This window comes from Pontibacter virosus (assembly GCF_003096355.1).
Lineage (GTDB): Bacteria > Bacteroidota > Bacteroidia > Cytophagales > Hymenobacteraceae > Pontibacter > Pontibacter virosus.
The window spans coordinates 61,336-75,790 of sequence record NZ_QEKI01000012.1 but is presented as its reverse complement, the minus strand read 5'-3'; the positions used below and the strand labels follow the sequence as shown (position 1 = coordinate 75,790).

Genomic DNA, 14,455 nt, shown 5'->3' with positions numbered 1-14,455 from the left:
CTTCTATATCAGTATATTCAGATATAGTGTTATATTTGAAGCTTCATCTTTAACCAATCACAAAACATTATGAAAAAAGTATTCGGTTTACTATTCGTTGCGGGTCTTTTCGCATTTGCTTCATGCAACAACACTGAAGAAACTGCAACTGAAGTTGAAACTACTGAAACAGTAGAGGAAGTTGAAGTTGAGACTGACGTAGATGTTGACACTACAGCTACTCCAATCGACACTACTAACAACCAGTAGTCGAAACAGTACCTGGTACTACCCGGCGTATGGCCGGGTTAAGGAAAAAGCACTCTCCAGAGAGTGCTTTTTTTTATATATATACCTGAACTAATATGTGCAGGCTGCGTATTGCCTTTCAAGCTTCGGTGCAGGGTGGTGCACGCTGCTATAACCAACCATTTTCCACCATCACATTAAACTTATAAACATGAAAAAGTCATTTTACCTTTTCCTGGCCGCTGGTCTTTTCACATTCGCCTCTTGCGACTCACCAGCCGATGAGAGAGCCGACCAAGTAGAAGATGCTGCTGAAGAGCAAGCAGATCAAATCGAAGAAGCCGGTGAGCGTGAAGCCGACCGGATTGAAGACGGTGACACAACTATAGTTCAGTAGTCTCACGTCAGGTATAAAAACTAAAGAGCGGGTTCACAACGAGCCCGCTCTTTTGTTTTAACTTGGTTTGAACCGATTACGCGCCCAGCCGTTTCTGGATCATGCTGTTGATTAGCCCAAAGAGTCGTTTGGGGGTATAGGTGCGCCAGTGCAATTCATCCAGGGTGCCGCCTGTGTTGATGTAGGAGTCAATGTTGTAGCTGCGCATTTCGTTGAGCACAAAATCCCGGAAACTGATAGCGGCAATCCAACCTTCCTCCACATCCTCAAACCACTCCTCGTAATAGTCGTCTTCGGAACCGTGGAAGTTGAACACATTCTCTCCGATCAAGATAAAGTGCTTAATGCCTTCCTGTACCAGCGGGTCGATGATGTTGCGTTTGAGCTTCATGATATCGTTGTGAAGCGTGTCATTCCACTCCCCCATAAACTCGATCACGGCGAAGCCCAGGTCGTAGTCGGCATAGAGGATTTTTAGAAATAGCGTTTCAGAGTCAATGTCGTCCCACTGCGGGTGGATGTAGTAGCCATAGATGGTATGGGTATACTGTGTCAGGCTATTCTCGGCGCCGTAAAGCGGAGAGCGGGGGTCGTCAGAAGCTGAGTACAGCTCCAGCCAGTTGTAAAAGGGCTCAATCGTGTGCATATATCAAGTTGTTCTGCCACCCGTAGCAGGGGCTTGCATTTGTCTGTCTACTTAAAGAATCTGGACAAAGTTGGCTATATTTAAGGAAGAAATTGCCTGATTAGTCAACTCCTGTGCACTGATGCAGGTATAAGCAGGTACAAAATGGCAACCGGATATGCTAAGGCTGCCTCACGTACGTTATAACATAGCACGTTCCAACTGAAAACACCACCCATCTTCTATGCAGTTCACATTCAGCTTCAATCCTTTTAAACCGACAGCGGTTATTCTCTGCCTGCTGGCATTGCTGAGTTTCAGTACCCAGACATTGGCCAAGCCAGATTATACCAAAGACTACCACCCGCACATCAACAAAGCCGAAAGAATGGTGATGGCAAAAGACTATGAAGGTGCTCTCGGGGTATACCAGCAAGCCTTTGCGGCGGTGCCGCATGGTTTTGCCCGCGACTACTACAATGCTGTCGTATGCGCCGCATTCACTGGCAATGAAAAACAAGGTATAAACTACCTGGAGAAGCTAGTGGAAAAGGGAGTATCGCTGGAATACCTGGAACAGCAGGAGGCACTTGAACCACTGCGAGCGCATAAAGGCTGGAAGAAGTTTGCCAAAAAGTACCCAAAGCGCCGCAAAGCCTTTCGGGAGAACACGAACATAGACCTGCGTGCCGACTTGGACGAGCTCTGGGCGCGGGATCAATTCTTTCGACAGGCAAAGGGAGGCCTGCGCGTACATGCCGATACGATCAGGAAAATAGAGGCTGATAACGTGAAAAGACTGCTGGCCTGGATCAGCAAGCACGGTTATCCGGGAGAGGAGTTGATTGGAATGCCCGACACACTGGAGGTCTTGCCGCGCTTCAGTATCGTAATTCAGCGGCAGACCACTGCCCGTAACGGTTTTGATTTTAAAACCGTGCTCACTCAAGCTGTGCAGGAGGGGAAGCTCGACCCGCACGCGGCCGCCTACCTGATGGACCAGCAACAGGGCAAAAACATATACCGATCCAAGGTGCTGGCACGCGTGATATGTAACAAACCGGAAGATTGCAAGGATGATGAAGAATTCGGAGACCTGTCGAGCCGCTATCTGGTGCAGCGCATGAGTGAGGAGGAAGAGGCAAAGGCGAACGAGCTGCGTCAGGAACTTGGTCTGGAACCTGTAGCCGACTACCGCGAAAAGATGCGGTACGCTATCAAGGACGATCGCTTTAAGTTAGGCTACGACTGGGCTGTGATCAATTACAAAGTGCCCAGCAAAGAAGCTGCAAAGGTGCTGGTGGAGAGCATGGCCATTTTGGATTAGCAACCTTACAAAGTGGTTTTAAAGCAAAGTGGCCTGCCAGTATTTTCTTATGCTGGCAGGCCACTTTGCTTTGTTCAGGTATAGGCTTACTTAAAGAAGACCACTGCCATTACGGTAGGCCTCGATGGCAGCGCGTACACTGCCGTACTTCTTAAGCAGCGCAGCAGCCTCGGGTTTTGCCAACTGCAGCTCTTCCATCAGCATGCGCGTGCCGCGCTCTACCAGCTTCGTGTTGGAGAGTTGCATGTCCACCATCTTGTTGCCCCTTACGTGGCCAAGCTGTATCATGGTGGTTGTGGTAAGCATGTTGAGTACCAGCTTCTGGGCTGTGCCGGCCTTCATGCGCGTGCTGCCAGTCACAAACTCCGGCCCGGTAATTACCTCCACCGGAAAGTCAGCTACGGCGGCTACGGCGCTGTTGGCATTGCACACGATGCAACCAGTGGCTATACCTTGACGCTGACAGGTTTCAAGGCCTCCTACCACATAGGGAGTCGTGCCGGATGCAGCTATACCTACCACCATGTCCTTGTCCGTAATGTTATGCTCCTGCAAGTCCTTCCAGGCCTGCTTAGTATCATCTTCTGCAAACTCCACTGCTTTCCGGATGGCGCCATCACCACCCGCTATGATGCCGATTACCATGCCATGTGGCACACCATAAGTAGGAGGACACTCCGATGCATCCAGTATGCCGAGCCGTCCGCTGGTGCCTGCTCCAATATAAAAGAGTCGGCCACCTGCGCGGAGACGCTCCACAGTGGCATTCACCAGGGTTTCTATTTGCGGGATTACCCGCTCAACGGCTACTGGCACGCTTTTGTCTTCCTGGTTGATGCAGGTAAGCAGCTCATGCACGGGCATTTGCTCTAATTTATCGTAAAGAGAGTCGGATTCGGTAGTAGACACTGTATTGGTCGGTCAAAATTGAATTCTAAAATAAGTGTACGTGCCCTTAGGCACTCTGCATGTTGAGCAGCTCCTGGTGGTACTTAATCAAGCCTTCGCTCGGGCTGGAAATGATAACCCCAATGTGGCAGCCGTATTTCTTTGCCACCAGCTTAAGGGTGTCCGAGAAATGAAACGCGATAGACCCTACAAAGTTTACCGGGAGCTCACCAAAGCCCTCATATTTACTTACGTGGCGCTCAAAGAACTCCTCAAAGTTTTCGTAAATCATTTCCTTGATCACCGGATTCTTGCGCTTCTCGTGCATAAACTTGGCAAAGGTTGCCAGGTACTGACTCGGAATGTCAGAGCCGTACACCGCATCCAGCACGCCATCTTTGGTCAGGTTGTACCTGTTTTTGAGCGAGGTTGCCAACTCTTCTGGCAGCTCGCGGTACATATAGGCTTTGATCAGGAGTTTGCCCAGGTAAGCGCCGCTTCCTTCGTCCCCCATCAGGAAACCCAGCGAAGTCACATTGTCGATGATGTTCTGACCGTCGTAAAGGCAAGAATTAGAGCCTGTGCCCAAAATGCAGGCGATGCCCGGTTTGTGGCCACACAGGGCACGTGCCGCAGCTAGCAGATCGTGGTCCACATGGTTGGGTATACCTGGAAAGGCACGGCTCAGGGCGTCTTCCACAAGTCTGTTACGTTCCGGGGAGCTGCAACCGGCGCCATAGTAGTAAATGGCGCTGATGTTTTTCTCTTTCAGCTGAGGCAGCAGCTCGGTCTCAAAAATGCTATAGATCTTGTCCGTATCCAGGTATTGGGGGTTAATGCCAGTGGTGGTTACCTGTTCATACTCGTTGTCGGCGTCAATTATGCGCCAGTCTGTTTTTGTAGAGCCGCTGTCAGCTATCAGAATCATAGTATTGGTAATTTATAGTTGATCAGGAGCCTGCCTGCTATGGCAAATACTCCCTGTGCTTTATTTTCGGTATACTGAGTTTTTAACAAGTCCGATCACCTCAAATTTGTCAAACACATATTCAGTGTGCGGAGCATCCTTTAGTTCCTCGGTCAGATCTTGCCCGGCCCAGTGTTCGTAATGGTTGCCGCTCCGCCACAGCCTTGATTTTTTTACGTCATAAATCAGCCCTTTGAAGGCAACCCATACATCGTCACGGTCCTGGCCATTGCGCAGGGCGAGTTGTTGCAGGGTATACTCAGGTAGATTTTCTTCCATTAAATTGCAGGCTCTACAGAGTCCGGGTTGCAAATATAATAATACTGCCCTAGTGATTGGGGCAAACGGAACAGAATCAGGTTTGTTTCTTTCTAAGCTTCCAGTGTTTAGCCGATTCGGGCTTGCGTGAGTATCCAGCGATTGGGTACTTCGCCCTTAATGGCCTGCAGGTAGTCTTCGTAGCTGCAGGGCACGATGCGCGGGCTTTTCTCATCTGAAAGAGGCTCTACCTCCATCCACCACTTTTCGCTTACCTTGCTTTTAAAGAAAGTCATGCGGTCAGGGTTATTATTAAAGGCCACAGCATACCTGGTAAACTTGCTGGAGCTGAACTCTGTTTCGTGTTTGCGGTGGTAGAAGCCTTCTATAAAGTACCAGATCATAGTGGCGATCGTCATGGCTGTGAGCTCCTGCCCATCCTGTTCCGGATCATATTCATAGATGCCGAGCGATGTCATCTGGTCGCTCAGGCCCGCATACCAGCAAAGCTGGCAGGCCTCCTCACCGGAGAGTCCGAACGGGTTGGCAGGGGTATAGCCAGGCGCATCCTGATGGCGGATAGCAGCGATATCAAAGGTCAGCAAATCGGCCTGGCGTACCACGGGCTCCATTTCCTGTATGCTGCGGTGCACCTCGCCCACACGGTAGGCTTCAAAGTGCAGCTTCTCAAAGGTAGCCATCACTTCCGGATCAACCAGGTACGACTGGTAGCCAATCTGCCCTAAACTGAAGAGGTAGTTCGGCTCGTGCATCAGAATCTGGCGCAGCTGCTTTTTGTTGGCGGGCACGTCATTGTCTTCGCTCATGTCTACGCTGCTGTCCACGGCTACCATGTTCACGGCGCGTTCCAGGTGCTCGTACCCCATGTACTGGCCGTACTCCAGGTCATGCGAACCGCCTATGATCACGGGTATGGTGTTGTGCGAGATGAGGATTTCCACAATTTCCTTTAAGCGCAGGTAAGTGTCGTCAAGTGTTATACCTGGGCGTAGGTTGCCCAGATCGACGATGTTGCAGCGGCCCGCCCCTTTGTGCAGGCTGTAGAGTTTTTTGCGTACTGCGCGGGCCGGAAATATCTCCGATGCTGTTTCCTCTCCTCGTCCGCGGATTTCATTCACGCCGATCAGGGCAATATCGGCAGAACGCCAGTCCGGGAATTTGCCTGTAAAGCGGCCAATGTAGGCACCGAGCGTACGCGGCTTGTCGAGCAGCGCGAAGATGTCCTCATTCAGAGGCTCAAAGAATATAGAGAGGTTCATAAAGCAGTATCAGGAGTGTCAAATATAGTAAAAATACAGCTTTTGTAAGCGGCTTTTAATTAAGTATAACTTTTTAGTGTGAAAAGTGCTATCAATATAAGGATTGACAAATATTTGTGCAGGCAGGTATAGAAATTTCAGAAAAAAATAATTAAAATGCACTAAAGAACGTAGGCACGGCCAAAGTTGCGCCATTAAACACACTGCCTTATAAAAGTCTGACACTAACCTAAGCAATCACCATGAACGTAACCCGTACTCTTGATTTGCTGCCTTTTCAGCTGCAAAACTCGCCTCAGCCAGACTGTCTGGCCACTAAAATAAACGGACAGTGGGTAAAATACAGCACGCAGGACGTGCAGGACATGGCCAACCAGGTGAGCCTTGGTCTACTGAAACTGGGTATAGGAAAGGGCGATAAAGTAGCCATCATTTCCCTGAACCGTCCGGAGTGGGTGTTTGCTGACTTCGGTATCCAGCAGATAGGCGCTATCAGTGTGCCGATGTACCCGACCATTACTGTGGAGGATTACCGCTACATTTTCAACGATGCGGAGGTGAAGGCTGTGTTTGTGTCTGACGCAGAACTCTATAATAAAGTAGTGGCCGCCACCGAAGGAATGGAGAGCATCAAAGAGATCTATACCTTCGATGAAATAAAAGGCGCCAAGCATTGGAAAGAAGTGGTGAAGATGGCCGAAGGGGAAGATGTGGCGAAACTCGAACCATTGAAGGCCGGTGTTTCTCCTGACGATATCCTGACCATTATTTATACCTCTGGTACCACCGGCAACCCAAAAGGGGTAATGCTAACGAATAACAACATCATCAGCAACGTAACGGGCACGCTGCCTTATGTGCCGGTCAACCAGCACCACCGCGCACTAAGCTTCCTGCCGCTCTGCCATATTTTTGAGCGCATGCTGTTATACCTGTACATGCGCATTGGTGTGTCGATCTACTATGCCGAGAGTATCGAGAAAGTGGCCGATAACCTGAAAGAGGTGCAGCCGCATGTGTTCACCACGGTGCCGCGCCTGCTCGAGAAGGTATATGACAAGATCGTGGCCAAGGGTATGGAGCTGACCGGCGTGAAACGTAAGCTTTTCTTCTGGGCGCTGGAGCTCGGACTGGAGTACGATACCCGCGAAGACAAAGGCTGGTGGTACAATAAACAACTCGAACTGGCTAACAAAATTATCTTTAGTAAGTGGCGCGAGGCGCTGGGCGGCAACGTAATAGCCATCGTATCCGGTGGCGCGGCTTTGCAGCCTCGTCTAGCCCGTGTGTTCTGGTCGGCTAACATTCGCGTGATGGAAGGTTATGGCCTGACAGAGACTTCGCCGGTAATTACTGTGAACCGTTTTGAGCCGGAGAACAACGCGATCGGTACGGTTGGTTTGCCAATTGATGGCGTGGAAGTGAAAATTGCCGAAGACGGCGAGATTCTCACCCGCGGACCGCACGTGATGAAGGGCTATTATAAGAAGCCTGACCTGACGGCTGAGGTGATCGACGCCGAAGGCTGGTTCCATACCGGCGACATCGGGGAGTTGGTTGATGGCAAGTACGTGAAGATCACGGACCGCAAGAAAGAGATGTTCAAAACGTCGGGCGGTAAGTATGTGGCGCCACAGCCGATTGAGAACAAGTTGAAGGAGTCGGTGGTAATCGAGCAGGCCATGGTGGTTGGAGCCGGGCAGAAGTACGCTGCTGCCCTGATCGTGCCTTCGTTCCTGGGTCTGCAGGACTGGTGCGCACACAAAGGCATTCCGTATACCTCTGATGCCGAAATGATCACCAAGCCGGAAATTCTCGACAAGTACAAGCGTGAGATCGACAAGACAAATGAAGGTTTGGCGCAATTCGAGACCATCAAGAAGTTTACGCTCGTTCCGAATATGTGGACCGTGGAAAGCGGCGAACTGACGCCGACCCTAAAGGTGAAGCGAAAAAACATCTCGACCAACTATCAGAAAGAGATCGACAGTATGTTCTAATACAGCATGATTTAAAGGCTAACAAACCTTTCAGATGCCAAAAAACCCTTTCCCTGCCGGAAAGGGTTTTTTGTTTGTAACTATTCTTCGGATTATACATAAACTATATAAAAAGATACTATAGCTGTAATCCTTTCCCATTAGGAAGAAGGATAGGGGAAATAATTTTTTCGAAAAATAGTATGCTTGCATAACATTTTTCTTTATATTTGGTATAAACAATACAATGCATGAAGCCTGAAGAGACCGTAGATTATAATGTAAAGGTATGTTGGCACGCTATCTCGCGTATGTATAATACAGAGGCGGCCAAAAACGACATTACCACTTCCATAGGATTTGTTCTTCTCAACATCAATCAGGAGGCAGGCACCCCCGCGACCAAAATCGCCCCCTTGCTTGGGCTGGAGGCACGCAGCCTGACCCGCATCCTGAAAAGCATGGAGGAGAAAGGCCTTATCTACAAGGTGTCCGACGACAAGGACAAACGGTTGGTGCGGATTTTCCTGACCGAGAAGGGATTGGAGAAAAAAGAAGTGTCACGACAGACGGTGCTCCACTTTAACCGCAAGGTACAGGAGACTATACCACAAGAGGAACTGAATACCTTTTTCCGGGTATCGGAACGCATCATCAACATGATCGAAAACAAAGAGATTTTCTAACCATAGTAGACCATCAAGCTTTTTCTATGAAAAGAATTATTAAGAAAGTAGCCGTGCTGGGTTCCGGTGTAATGGGCTCCCGCATTGCCTGCCACTTTGCCAACATCGGCGTGCAGGTGCTGTTGCTCGACATCGTGCCGCGCGAACTTACCCCTGACGAAGAGAAAAAAGGACTAACGCTGGAGAATAAGCATGTCCGGAACCGCATTGTGAACAGTGCGCTGCAGGCCGCCATCAACTCCAACCCCTCACCGCTCTACCGCAAGTCCGACGCCCGCCTGATCCAAACCGGCAACTTCGAAGACAACATGAAGGAAATCGATACCGCCGACTGGACCATTGAAGTGGTGGTGGAAAACCTGAAGATCAAAAAGACGGTGTTCGATCAGGTGGAGCAGCACCGCAAATCGGGCACGCTGATCACCTCCAACACCTCAGGTATACCGATCCACATGATGTTGGACGGTCGCTCTGACGATTTTAAAAAGCACTTCTGCGGCACGCACTTCTTCAATCCGCCGCGCTACCTTAAACTATTAGAGATTATTCCTACCCCCGAGACGGATCAGGATGTTGTGGACTTCCTGATGCATTACGGCGACCTCTACCTTGGCAAGACTACGGTACTGGCCAAAGACACACCGGCCTTCATTGCAAACCGGGTAGGCATCTACGCCATCATGCAAGGCCTGCAGGTAATGAACAAGCTCGGCCTGAACGTAGACGAAGTGGATCGCATCTCCGGCCCGATCATCGGTCGTCCGAAGTCAGCCACTTTCCGCACACTGGATGTGGTGGGACTGGATACACTGGCAAATGTAGCCAACGGCTTGTACCAGACCGGTGAGAAGGACGAATCGCGTGAGCTGTTCAAGCTGCCGGGCTACCTGCAGAAAATGGTGGAGAACAAATGGCTGGGTGACAAGACCGGTCAGGGTTTCTACAAAAAGACCAAAGACGCCAAAGGCAAAACCGAGATCCTGACACTCGACCTGAGCACGCTGGAGTACGGCCCGAAGCAACGGCCGAAGTTCCAGAGCCTCGAAGTGCTCAAGCCGATCGAAGACCTGAAGAAGCGTGTGAAGACCTTCTCCAAGCAAAACGACAAGGCCGCTCAATTCTTCAACGAGTCGCTTTACGGACTGTTCCAGTATGTGAGCAACCGCATTCCTGAAATCTCCGACGAACTATACCGTATCGACGATGCCATGCGTGCCGGCTTCGGCTGGGAACTTGGTCCATTCGAGTACTGGGACGTGATCGGTGCCCGTGAAGCCGTGCAGCGCATGACCGAAGCCGGTTATCAGCCTGCCGCTTGGGTAGAGGAAATGCTGGAGAGTGGCAAAGAATCTTTTTACATCGTGGAGAATGGCAATCGCCGCTACTACGACATCAACAGCAAAGAATACAAGGCTATACCTGGCGTCGAGAATTTCATCATTCTCGATAACCTGCGCAGCAACAAAGTGGTGTGGAAAAATACCGGAGCTACCTTGATCGACCTCGGTGACGGCATCCTGAACGTGGAGTTTCATACCAAGATGAATACCATAGGTGGCGATGTAGTGCAGGGCCTGAACAAAGGCATTGAGATCGCTGAGAAAGAGTTCAGAGGCATGGTGGTAGGAAGCCAGGCAGCTAATTTCTCAGCTGGTGCCAACGTAGGCTTGATCTATATGTATGCCCTGGAGCAGGAGTATGACGAAATCAACTTCATGATAAAGCAATTCCAGGACACCATGATGCGCATGCGCTACTCGGCTATACCTGTGGTGGGCGCTCCGCACGGTCTGACACTGGGCGGTGGCTGCGAGCTGAACCTGCACTGCGACCACGTGCAGGCTGCTGCCGAGACCTATATGGGTCTGGTAGAGTTTGGCGTGGGGCTTATACCTGGCGGTGGCGGTACCAAAGAAATGACGCTCCGCGCAGCCGAGATGTACGAGGAAGGCGACATCGAGTACAATACGCTCAAGAACATCTACCTGAACATCGGTATGGCCAAGGTGTCTACTTCAGCGAAGGAAGCCTTTGATCTGGGCTTTATGCGCCAGGGCGATGCCATTACCCTGAACATTAACCGCCAGATTGCCGATGCGAAAGCGCAGGCGATTCGTCTGGCCGAGGCAGGGTATACGCAACCAGCCAAAAAGACCAACATCAAGGTGCAGGGCAAAGGCGCGTTGGGTATGTTCCTGACAGGAGCCAACGCCATGGTAAGCGGACGCTACATCTCAGAGCACGACCAGAAGATATCGCACAAGCTGGCATACGTAATGTGCGGCGGCGATTTGTCGGCCCCAACCGAGGTGAGTGAGCAGTACCTGCTGGACCTGGAGCGTGAGGCGTTCCTGTCACTGACAGGCGAGCGCAAAACACTTGAGCGCATCCAGAGCATCCTGACCACAGGCAAGCCGCTGAGAAATTAGTGTGGTTTAATACAGCATTCGCTGTTTGTTCTTTGTCATTCTGAAAGAAACTTGGTTGCTATAGAGGGCCCCTACCCCCGGGAGGTTAAGCCTTAGCTATGAAAAGTCACAACTACCTTATCTACATCACTACTAATTCAAACAAAACAGTTTTTTATGTGGGGATGACAAATGACTTGACGTATCGGCTTGAGCAGCTTCAAACACTAGCAACCAAGATCCTTACAGGATGACAAATTAAAAATGAAACATAGCTGATAGTATAAACTATAAAGAGCATCAAAATGAACAACGCATATATCGTAGCCGGATTTCGTAGCGCAGTAGGCAAAGCCGGGCGCGGTGGTTTCCGGTTCACCAGACCCGATGACCTGGCCGCTGACGTCATCAAACATCTTTTGGCATCCGTACCTGCCCTTGACCCGGAGCGCGTAGACGACCTGATTGTGGGTAACGCCGTGCCGGAAGCCGAGCAAGGCCTGCAAATTGGTCGTATGGTGTCTTTACTAGCCCTGCCCATGTCAGTGTCGGGTATGACCGTGAACCGCTACTGCGGCTCGGGTGTGGAAACCATTGCCATTGCCAGCAACCGCATCGCAGCAGGTATGGCTGACTGCATTATTGCAGGTGGTACCGAATCCATGTCGATGGTGCCGACGGCCGGTTGGAAGACCGTGCCGAACTACAACATCTCGAAAAACAACCCCGACTGGTATTTGAGCATGGGCCTCACAGCCGAGGCAGTGGCCGCCGACTACAAGGTTTCACGTGAAGATCAGGACGAGTTTGCATTTAACTCACACCAAAAGGCGATCAACGCCATCAAAAACGGTTACTTCAAAGACCAGATCGTGCCGATTACCATAGAGGAAACTTACGTGGACGAGAACGGCAAAAAGAAGACCCGCTCTTACGTGGTGGATACCGATGAGGGGCCGCGTGCTGATACCTCTATGGAGGCTTTGGCGCGTCTGAAGCCGGTGTTCGCTGCAGGTGGTTCTGTAACGGCCGGTAACTCGTCGCAGACCTCTGACGGGGCCGCCTTTGTGATTGTGATGAGCGAGCGCATGGTGAAGGAGCTAAACCTCGAGCCAATTGCCAGGTTAATTAGCTATGGTACAGGCGGTGTGGATCCGCGCATCATGGGTATGGGTCCGATTGCAGCTGTTCCTAAAGCTTTAAAGCAGGCGGGCATGACCCTCAACGACATCGATCTGATCGAGATGAACGAGGCCTTTGCTGCCCAGTCCATCGCCGTGATGCGTCACCTCGAGTTCGACCCGGCTAAACTGAACATCAACGGCGGTGCCATTGCCCTAGGTCACCCACTGGGTTGCTCGGGCGCCAAGCTAAGCGTGCAGCTCTTCAGCGATCTGCGTCGCACAGGTGGCAAGCACGGCATTGTGACGGCCTGCGTTGGCGGTGGTCAAGGCGTAGCGGGTGTATTCGAATTATTGAAGTAAAAAAAACTGTACCTAAAAACACTAATCATAATTCTGCCATGGAAAATGTAACAGATAAAAATAAGGCCACTGTTCGCGGTGGTGAATTCCTGATCAAAGAAACGGATCCGCAGGACGTATTTATACCTGCCGAGTTTAGCGAAGAGCAGCGCATGATGGCGCAGACCTGTCTGGACTTTGTGCGCGAAGAAGTAACCCCACTCCTCGAGCGCCTCGACAACCACGAGGAGGGACTGATGGAAGGGCTGATGAAAAAGGCCGGTGAACTTGGTTTGTTCGCGGTATCAATGCCGGAGCAATACGGTGGCCTCAACATGGACTTCAACACCTCACTGCTGGTAACGGAGTCAGTGGGTGGCGGTCATTCTTTCCCGGTAGCTTTTGCGGCGCACACAGGCATCGGCATGCTGCCAATTCTGTACTTCGGTACAGACGGGCAGAAAGAGAAGTACCTGCCTAAACTGACTTCTGGCGAATGGGCGGCAGCTTACTGCCTCACCGAGCCGGGCTCTGGTTCTGATGCATTGGCTGCTAAAACAAAAGCGGTGCTGAACGAAGCGGGTACGCATTATATCCTGAACGGCCAGAAAATGTGGATCACGAACGCCGGTTTTGCTGATGTGTTCATTGTGTTCGCGCAGGTGGATGGCGACAAGTTCACGGGCTTTATCGTGGAGAAAGGTTACCCGGGCCTGAGCCTTGGCAACGAGGAGCACAAGATGGGTATCAAGGGTTCATCTACCCGTCAGGTGTTCCTGTCTGACTGCGAAGTGCCGAAAGAAAACGTGCTGGGCGACATTGGCAAAGGCCACCTCATCGCGTTTAACATCCTCAACATCGGTCGTATCAAGCTTTGCGCCGCTACCTTGGGTGCCGCTAAGAAAGTAGCAGACCTCTCAGTGAAGTATGCGAATGAGCGCCAACAGTTCAAGCTGCCTATCTCTAAGTTCGGTGCTATCCGCTATAAACTGGCAGAGCAGGCCATTCGCATCTATGCAGTGGAGTCAGCGCTCTACCGTTGCGGTATGGACATCTTCCGCAAAGAGCAGGAGTTATTGGCAGAAGGCAAAGGCGAGAATGAAGCCATGCTGGGTGCCGCCCGCGAGTTTGCCGTGGAGTGTGCCATCCTGAAAGTGGAAGGCTCTGAAGTGCTCGACTACGTGGTAGACGAAGGTGTGCAGATCTATGGCGGTTACGGCTTCTCGGCTGATTACCCAATGGACCGTGCTTACCGCGACTCCCGCATCAACCGCATCTTCGAGGGCACCAACGAGATCAACCGCATGCTTACTGTGGACATGATCCTCAAGAAAGCCATGAACGGCGAGCTTGACTTGATGGGCCCTGCCCAGAATGTGCAAAACGAACTGATGGCTATACCTGATTTCGGTGCTGAAGAAGAAGGCTTGTTTGCTGCCGAGCACAAAGCGATCCGCAACCTGAAGAAAGCAATTTTGATGGTAGCCGGTACAGCCGTGCAGAAATACATGAACTCCCTGGCTAAAGAGCAGGAAATTCTGATGAACATCGCTGATATGGCGATTAAAACCTATGTGGCGGAATCAACACTATTGCGTGTGGAGAAACTGGTAGGTATGAAAGGCGAAGAGGCTGTGGCCAATCAGATCGACATCGTGCGTGTAACTGTGAACGATGCTGTGGACACTGCCTTCCTGTCCGGTAAGGACGCCATTGCTTCGATGGTAGAGGGTGATGAGCAGCGCCTGTTGTTCATGGGCCTGAAACGCTTTACTAAGAAAGACCTCTACAACACCAAAGAGGCACGCCGCCGCATAGCAGCCGCTATGATCGAGGCAAACGAATTCGTGTACTAGATTCTGACAAATCTATAGTTTTGGAAAGGCTACCTCCGAAGGGGGTAGCCTTTTTGTTTAATTGGGTTACCATGGAGTGACTTAATGAATAAA

14 protein-coding genes are annotated in these 14,455 nt (G+C 50.9%); 9 read left to right on the top strand and 5 right to left on the bottom strand.

The window, feature by feature from the left end; genetic code table 11:
• Nucleotides 1-69 precede the first annotated feature (69 nt).
• Both C8E01_RS15950 and C8E01_RS15945 read left to right on the top strand, forming a co-directional pair.
• Entirely contained in the window at nucleotides 70-249 is a 180-nt protein-coding gene (locus C8E01_RS15950; RefSeq protein WP_116544457.1) for a hypothetical protein, read from the top strand.
• Nucleotides 250-439: 190 nt separating this feature from the next.
• The gene (locus C8E01_RS15945) at nucleotides 440-625 is read left to right on the top strand and encodes a hypothetical protein (RefSeq protein ID WP_116544456.1); all 186 of its coding nucleotides are present in this window, start codon (nucleotides 440-442) and stop codon (nucleotides 623-625) included.
• A 76-nt stretch (nucleotides 626-701) separates the two neighbouring features.
• On the opposite strand, the gene C8E01_RS15940 is transcribed toward C8E01_RS15945, so the two are convergent.
• Nucleotides 702-1,271, bottom strand: coding sequence for a hypothetical protein (locus tag C8E01_RS15940; protein WP_116544455.1), 570 nt, complete (start codon nucleotides 1,269-1,271; stop codon nucleotides 702-704).
• A gap of 223 nt (nucleotides 1,272-1,494) precedes the next feature.
• Here C8E01_RS15940 and C8E01_RS15935 point away from each other — a divergent pair, with 223 nt between their 5' ends.
• Nucleotides 1,495-2,577, top strand: a complete 1,083-nt coding sequence (locus C8E01_RS15935) for a hypothetical protein (protein WP_116544454.1) — start codon at nucleotides 1,495-1,497, stop codon at nucleotides 2,575-2,577.
• Between the two features lie 90 nt (nucleotides 2,578-2,667).
• Here C8E01_RS15935 and murQ read toward each other — a convergent pair whose 3' ends face one another.
• The 4 genes from murQ to C8E01_RS15915 all read right to left on the bottom strand — a co-directional run bounded on the left by murQ (nucleotide 2,668) and on the right by C8E01_RS15915 (nucleotide 5,970).
• On the bottom strand, nucleotides 2,668-3,486 hold the full coding sequence (gene murQ / locus C8E01_RS15930; RefSeq protein ID WP_116544453.1) for an N-acetylmuramic acid 6-phosphate etherase: 819 nt from the start codon (nucleotides 3,484-3,486) through the stop codon (nucleotides 2,668-2,670).
• A 46-nt stretch (nucleotides 3,487-3,532) separates the two neighbouring features.
• Nucleotides 3,533-4,393, bottom strand: coding sequence for a hypothetical protein (locus C8E01_RS15925; protein WP_116544452.1), 861 nt, complete (start codon nucleotides 4,391-4,393; stop codon nucleotides 3,533-3,535).
• A gap of 60 nt (nucleotides 4,394-4,453) precedes the next feature.
• Nucleotides 4,454-4,711 carry a cytochrome b5 domain-containing protein gene (locus C8E01_RS15920; protein ID WP_116544451.1) on the bottom strand — a complete coding sequence of 86 codons (258 nt, stop codon included), beginning with the start codon at nucleotides 4,709-4,711 and terminating at the stop codon, nucleotides 4,454-4,456.
• A 107-nt stretch (nucleotides 4,712-4,818) separates the two neighbouring features.
• A complete protein-coding gene (locus tag C8E01_RS15915) occupies nucleotides 4,819-5,970 on the bottom strand; it encodes a formimidoylglutamase (protein WP_116544450.1) in 1,152 nt (383 codons plus the stop codon).
• 242 nt (nucleotides 5,971-6,212) lie between these two features.
• On the opposite strand from C8E01_RS15915, the gene C8E01_RS15910 reads away from it, so the two are divergent.
• From C8E01_RS15910 to C8E01_RS15885, 6 genes are all read left to right on the top strand, one after another.
• Nucleotides 6,213-7,970, top strand: coding sequence for an AMP-dependent synthetase/ligase (locus C8E01_RS15910; RefSeq protein WP_116544449.1), 1,758 nt, complete (start codon nucleotides 6,213-6,215; stop codon nucleotides 7,968-7,970).
• A gap of 230 nt (nucleotides 7,971-8,200) precedes the next feature.
• Entirely contained in the window at nucleotides 8,201-8,635 is a 435-nt protein-coding gene (locus C8E01_RS15905) for a MarR family winged helix-turn-helix transcriptional regulator (protein WP_116544448.1), read from the top strand.
• A gap of 26 nt (nucleotides 8,636-8,661) precedes the next feature.
• On the top strand, nucleotides 8,662-11,064 hold the full coding sequence (locus C8E01_RS15900) for a 3-hydroxyacyl-CoA dehydrogenase/enoyl-CoA hydratase family protein (protein ID WP_116544447.1): 2,403 nt from the start codon (nucleotides 8,662-8,664) through the stop codon (nucleotides 11,062-11,064).
• A 98-nt stretch (nucleotides 11,065-11,162) separates the two neighbouring features.
• Nucleotides 11,163-11,297: a GIY-YIG nuclease family protein gene (locus tag C8E01_RS15895; RefSeq protein WP_116544446.1), complete on the top strand. Its 135-nt coding sequence runs from the start codon at nucleotides 11,163-11,165 to the stop codon at nucleotides 11,295-11,297.
• A 51-nt stretch (nucleotides 11,298-11,348) separates the two neighbouring features.
• The gene (locus tag C8E01_RS15890; protein ID WP_116544445.1) at nucleotides 11,349-12,527 is read left to right on the top strand and encodes an acetyl-CoA C-acyltransferase; all 1,179 of its coding nucleotides are present in this window, start codon (nucleotides 11,349-11,351) and stop codon (nucleotides 12,525-12,527) included.
• Between the two features lie 38 nt (nucleotides 12,528-12,565).
• A complete protein-coding gene (locus C8E01_RS15885) occupies nucleotides 12,566-14,362 on the top strand; it encodes an acyl-CoA dehydrogenase family protein (RefSeq protein ID WP_116544444.1) in 1,797 nt (598 codons plus the stop codon).
• The last annotated feature ends 93 nt before the right edge of the window (nucleotides 14,363-14,455 follow it).